Here is a 5,452-nt window from a genome sequence, read left to right as displayed (position 1 = left end):
TCGGCGACGAACGACGCGGCGTCCGCGACGAGCCGTTCGAGGTCGTCGAGCGTGACCCGGAACGCGTCGCCGTCGAGGTTCCCGAACCGGCGGGCCAGCGCCTCGGCCATCGCCTGAACCGCGGCGTCGTCCTTCCGGGTCGACGTCGCGTCGTCGACCAGGGCGTAGACGTCGGGGACGAGCGGGGATTCCGGGGCGTCGCTACCGTCGCCGTCGTCGTTCTTGCCGGACGCATCGGCGTTCTCGCCGTCACCTTCGCCGCCGGCTCCCGTGATCGCCCGCCACGCGGCGTCGACCGCGTTCTCGCGGACGGTCCCGCCGAACGTCTTGCCCGTGTCGCCTTCGACCGTCTCGGCGACCTCGTCGACGATCGCCGCGAGTTCGGAGCGGGCGAGCCGGTCGTTATTCGACACGGTCTCGGCGACGCCCTCCGCGAAGGCGGTCGTCGCGTCCTTGCCCTTGTTGGCGACCGCGTCCGCGACCGCGCTCGCGAGGTCGCGGTCGTCGTGGGCGCGCGGCGGCGACCACGACAGCTCTCGGCCGTAGTACACGTCGCGGAAGTTGTCGATGACGCTGTCTGCGGTCTTCTTGCCGACCCGCGTGAACTCCTCCTGTAAGAATCCGGAGACGGAGTACGACTCGGTCGCCTCCAGCATCTTGATCAGCGACCCCAGTTCGACGCCGTGGGGATGCGGCCGAATCTCGTGAGTCTCCGCGGGCAACTCGTCCGTCGCGCGCTCGAACTTCAGCGGCTCGTCGAGCCCCGGCTCGCGCAGTTCGAGCCGCGCGTGGGGATTGACGACCGCGGTGTGTTTCACGTAGTCGTGGAGCTGCTGGCGGGCGCGCATGTTCGCCTCCATCTCCAGTTCGATCCGCGTGCCGTGCGGGCGGTCCCACGTCGTCTCCCTGTCCGCCTGAATCTCCGGCTCGTTCGTGTCCGTGTCGATGATGAGCTCGAAGTACTGCGCCCGCGACTGCCCCTTCGGGCGCGAGGTGATCTTCGCGGGCTGGCCGGAAGTCAACTGAGAGTACAGTACAGCCGCTGAAATACCGATCCCCTGTTGCCCTCTCGACTGCTCGCGGGCGTGGAACCGGCTGCCGTAGAGGAGCTTCCCGAACACTTTCGGGAGCTGTTCTTTCGTGATGCCCGGCCCGTTGTCCTCGATGACGAGCCGGTAGTAGTCGCCCACCTCCTCGATCTCGATGTAGATGTCGGGGAGGACGCCGGCCTCCTCGGTCGCGTCGAGGGCGTTGTCGACCGCCTCCTTGACGGCGGTGACGAGCCCGCGAGCGCCCGAGTCGAACCCGAGCATGTGTTTGTTCTTCTCGAAGAACTCGGCGATGGAGATCTCGCGCTGGCCCTCGGCCAGCTCCTCCGCGATCCCCTCCTCGTCGCCGATCGTCGACTGGAAGGACGTCATTCGGTGTCCGTCCCTTCCACCGAGGCACCTAAAAACGCACCGGCGGCGAGGTGAAAGTGGATATCGGCGTCAGACGGCGTCTCGTCGCCCTGTCCGGGAGCGCGTCGCACGCGGCGGCGACCTCCGATCCGGCCGACAGGTTTCTCACCGTGACGCCCCACCGTACGGACATGACCGACTGGACGGCCGACGACATGCCGCGACTGGACGGGAAGACGGTGGTCGTCACCGGCGCGAACAGCGGGCTCGGCTTCGAAGGAACCCGCGCGTTCGCCGCGCGCGGCGCGACCGTCGTGATGGCGTGTCGCAGCGTCGAGCGCGCGGAGGACGCCGCGAGCGAGATCCGCGCCGACGCGGGCGGCGAGGTCGACGGCGAACTCGACGTGCGCGAGTGCGACCTCGCCTCCCTCGACTCCGTGGCGTCGTTCGCCGAGGGGCTCGCCGCCGACTACGACGCGGTCGACGTCCTCTGTAACAACGCGGGCGTGATGGCGATTCCGCGCGGCGAGACCGACGACGGCTTCGAGACGCAGTTCGGCGTCAACCACCTCGGCCACTTCGCGCTCACCGGCCGCCTGTTCCCGCTCCTCGACGCGGCCGAGGGAGTCGGGGGCGACGCGCGCGTCGTCACCCAGTCGTCCGGCGCTCACGAGCAGGGCGAGATGGACTTCACCGACCTCAACTGGGAGCGGTCGTACGGGAAATGGAAGGCGTACGGGCGCAGCAAGCTGTCGAACCTGCTTTTCGCCTACGAGCTCCAGCGGCGTCTCGACGCGTCGGAGGACGTAAGCGGCGTTCGCAGCGTCGCCTGTCACCCCGGGTACACCGACACGAACCTCCAGATGCGGACCGCCGCGGAGAGCGGGAACCCCCTGATGAAAGTCGGAATGAAGGCCGCGAACGCCGTCCTCGGACAGGAGCCGGAGATCGGCGTCGAACCCATGCTGTACGCGGCGACGGCCGACGTCGACGGCGGCGCGTACGTCGAGCCGGGCGGCCTGATGAACATGCGCGGGCACCCGACGGTCGGCCGCTCGAACGACGCCTCCTACGACCGCGAGGACGCCCGGAAGCTCTGGGAGTACTCGACCGAGGCGACCGGCGTCGAGTTCCCGGTCTGAGTCGCCGTCGACTCGGTCCGCGGGTCAGTGGAGCGTCCCCTCGCGGACGTGCGCGTCGTGCGCGAACAGCGCGTACCCCACGTCGACGGCGCGATGGCCGGTCTCGGCGGCGATCTCGCGGATCGGCCCGATCATCGCGACGTAGTCGGCGGCGTCGAACGACTCCTTGCGCCCGTCGAGGTAGCTCAATCGTTCGAGCGAGGCCCAGACGCGGGTGTCGACGACCGCGTGGCGGTCGCCGTCGAGCGCGGCCAGCACGCACGACGCGGTCGGGGCCTTGAACCCGGCGAGTCCCGTTATCAGGTGGATCGTCGAGAAATCGCCGTCGACCGCGCGAGCGTTTCGGGTCACCTCCCGGCACCGCGCCTCGGGATTCTTCTCGACGTGGTAGGCGCTCCGCGTCGACGACTCGTAGGCGATCTCGTACAACTGGTCCCGAGTCAGATGTCCCTGCGACCGGTACGTCTCGCCGAACTCGTCGAGCCGCTTGGGGAGGACGCCCTGCGTCTCGGCGTATCGGTCGAGGTTCTCGTCGACGAACGCGTCGAGGTCGTCCGAGACCGCGCGAGCGTCGTCATCGTCCGGGACCGCATGCGCATCGTCAACATCTGAGACTGCGCGAGTGTCGTCACTCACCATGGGGGACGCTCACCGTTCGGCGACCAAAACGGCGGCGGGGTCGCTCAGGGAATGAATATACGCGGAACGCGTTTCGAGAGCTATCCGAGTCAGCCGGTAGCGGATACCGCCGGACGGGTTACAGCCGAGTGAGGTTCGTCGCGCGCGGACCCTTGTCCGCCTCCTCGATCTCGAACTCTACCTCCTGTCCCTCCTCGAGGTCCGGGCCGCCGACGTCTTCCATGTGGAAGAACACGTCCTCGTCAGCGTCGTCAGTCTCGATGAATCCGTAGCCGCCGGTGTCGTTGAAGAAGTCGACCTTGCCTGTCGCCATCGCACCTCAACGATCTCCCGACGTGGTCATAAGTGTTGCGTGCGCCACGTACGGCGGGAAAACGCGGGTAAAAATCGGCCGATAGCCCCGTTCAGTTTTGATTCCAAATTTCGTCTCGCCGCTGACTTTGCTTCCGAATGGGAAAACGCACTAAGGGAGTACCCCGTAGTACCAACCAAGATGAGCACCAGAACCACCCGCCTCGACATCACGGGGATGAGCTGCGCCAACTGCTCGGCGACGGTCGGCGACGCCGTGGAGTCGCTCGACGGGGTCTCGCGGGCGGACGCGAACTACGCCACCGACGAGGCGAGCGTCGAGTACAACTCGGAGCGGACCTCGCTCGCCGCGATCTACGAGGCGATCGAGGACGCGGGCTACGGCGCGGTCTCCGAGACGGTGACCGTGGCGATCACCGACATGAGCTGTGCGAACTGCGCGGACGCCAACCGCGACGCCCTCGAAGCCGTCGACGGGGTCGTCGACGCCGACGTGAACTACGCCACCGACGAGGCGCGGGTGCGGTACAACCCCGCCGAGACCTCGCTCTCGGCGCTGTACGACGCCGTCGAGGACGCGGGGTACTCGCCGGTCCGCGAGGACGGCAGCGGTGGCGACGGCGAGGACGCCAACGGTGAGGGGACCGACGGCACTGGCAGAGACGGATCCGGCGAGAGCGCGCGCGACGCGGCCCGGAACGCCGAGATTCGCAAGCAGCGCCGGCTGACGCTGTTCGGGGCCGCCTTATCAGCGCCGCTGCTCTTCTTCCTCGTCGACGCCCTCCTGCTCGGGGGCGCGGTCGTTCCGGACCGGGTCTTCGGCGTCGGAATCCACTGGGTCGCGTTCGCGCTCGCGACGCCGGTCCAGGTCGTGCTCGGCCGTCCGTTCTACGTGAACTCCTACAAGGCGCTCGTCACGAACGGACGCGCCAACATGGACGTGCTGATCGCTCTGGGCTCGACGACGGCGTACGTTTACTCCGTCGCCGTCCTCCTCGATCTGATCGCCGGGAGCGTCTACTTCGACACGGCCGCGCTCATCCTCGTCTTCATCACGCTCGGCAACTACCTCGAAGCCCGTTCGAAGGGGCAGGCCGGCGAGGCGCTCCGGAAGCTGTTGGAGATGGAGGCAGACACCGCCACCCTCGTCGACGAGGACGGCACCGAGGAGGAGGTCCCGATCGACGAGGTCGCGGTCGGCGACCGCATGAAGGTCCGGCCGGGCGAGCGGATCCCGACCGACGGCGTCGTCGTCGAGGGGCAGTCCGCCGTCGACGAGTCGATGGTCACGGGCGAGTCCGTCCCCGTCGAGAAGACCGAGGGCGACGAGGTCGTCGGGTCGACCATCAACGAGAACGGGCTCCTCGTCGTCGAGGCGACGAAGGTCGGCGCGGACACCACCCTCCAGCAGATCGTCCGGACGGTGAAGGAGGCCCAGTCGCGCCAGCCCGACATCCAGAACCTCGCGGACCGCATCTCCGCGTACTTCGTGCCGGCGGTCATCGCGAACGCCCTGCTGTGGGGGGTGGTCTGGTTCGCCTTCCCCGAGACGCTCGCGGCGTTCGTCGACTGGCTCCCGCTGTGGGGGCAGGTCGCCGGCGGGCCCGCGCCGGTCGGCGGCACCGTCTCGGTGTTCGAGTTCGCGGTCGTCGTCTTCGCCTCCTCGGTCCTGATCGCGTGTCCCTGCGCGCTCGGCCTCGCGACCCCGGCCGCGACGATGGTCGGGACCACCATCGGGGCGCAGAACGGCGTCCTGTTCAAGGGCGGCGACGTCCTCGAACGCGCGAAGGACGTCGACACCGTCGTCTTCGACAAGACGGGGACGCTCACGAAAGGGGAGATGGAGCTGACGGACGCGGTCGCGCTCGGGACCAAGGGCGAGGCCGCCCCCGACGGCGGCGCGGTCGTCGAGGGCGGCAACGACGCGGCGGTCGACGGGTCGACGGCCGAAGACGAGGT

The 5,452-nt window shown here is 68.5% G+C and carries 5 protein-coding genes; 2 read left to right on the top strand and 3 right to left on the bottom strand.

What is annotated here, in order from left to right; genetic code table 11:
- Positions 1-1,421: DNA topoisomerase VI subunit B (locus tag BN903_RS13700; RefSeq protein WP_048078263.1), on the bottom strand; the 1,421-nt coding region annotated here is incomplete at its 3' end.
- 170 nt (positions 1,422-1,591) lie between these two features.
- On the opposite strand from BN903_RS13700, the gene BN903_RS13695 reads away from it, so the two are divergent.
- Positions 1,592-2,542 carry an oxidoreductase gene (locus tag BN903_RS13695; RefSeq protein ID WP_079890685.1) on the top strand — a complete coding sequence of 317 codons (951 nt, stop codon included), beginning with the start codon at positions 1,592-1,594 and terminating at the stop codon, positions 2,540-2,542.
- Positions 2,543-2,566: 24 nt separating this feature from the next.
- Here BN903_RS13695 and BN903_RS13690 read toward each other — a convergent pair whose 3' ends face one another.
- Positions 2,567-3,181 carry a hypothetical protein gene (locus tag BN903_RS13690; RefSeq protein ID WP_048078262.1) on the bottom strand — a complete coding sequence of 205 codons (615 nt, stop codon included), beginning with the start codon at positions 3,179-3,181 and terminating at the stop codon, positions 2,567-2,569.
- Positions 3,182-3,299: 118 nt separating this feature from the next.
- Positions 3,300-3,494, bottom strand: a complete 195-nt coding sequence (locus BN903_RS13685; protein ID WP_004045866.1) for a cold-shock protein — start codon at positions 3,492-3,494, stop codon at positions 3,300-3,302.
- Positions 3,495-3,674: 180 nt separating this feature from the next.
- Between BN903_RS13685 and BN903_RS13680 the strand changes: the two genes are divergently transcribed.
- On the top strand, positions 3,675-5,452 hold a 1,778-nt coding region (locus tag BN903_RS13680; protein ID WP_079890684.1), incomplete at its 3' end, for an HAD-IC family P-type ATPase.

It is taken from the genome of Halorubrum sp. AJ67, from assembly GCF_000513435.1.
This window is presented reverse-complemented; position numbering and strand designations above follow the sequence as displayed.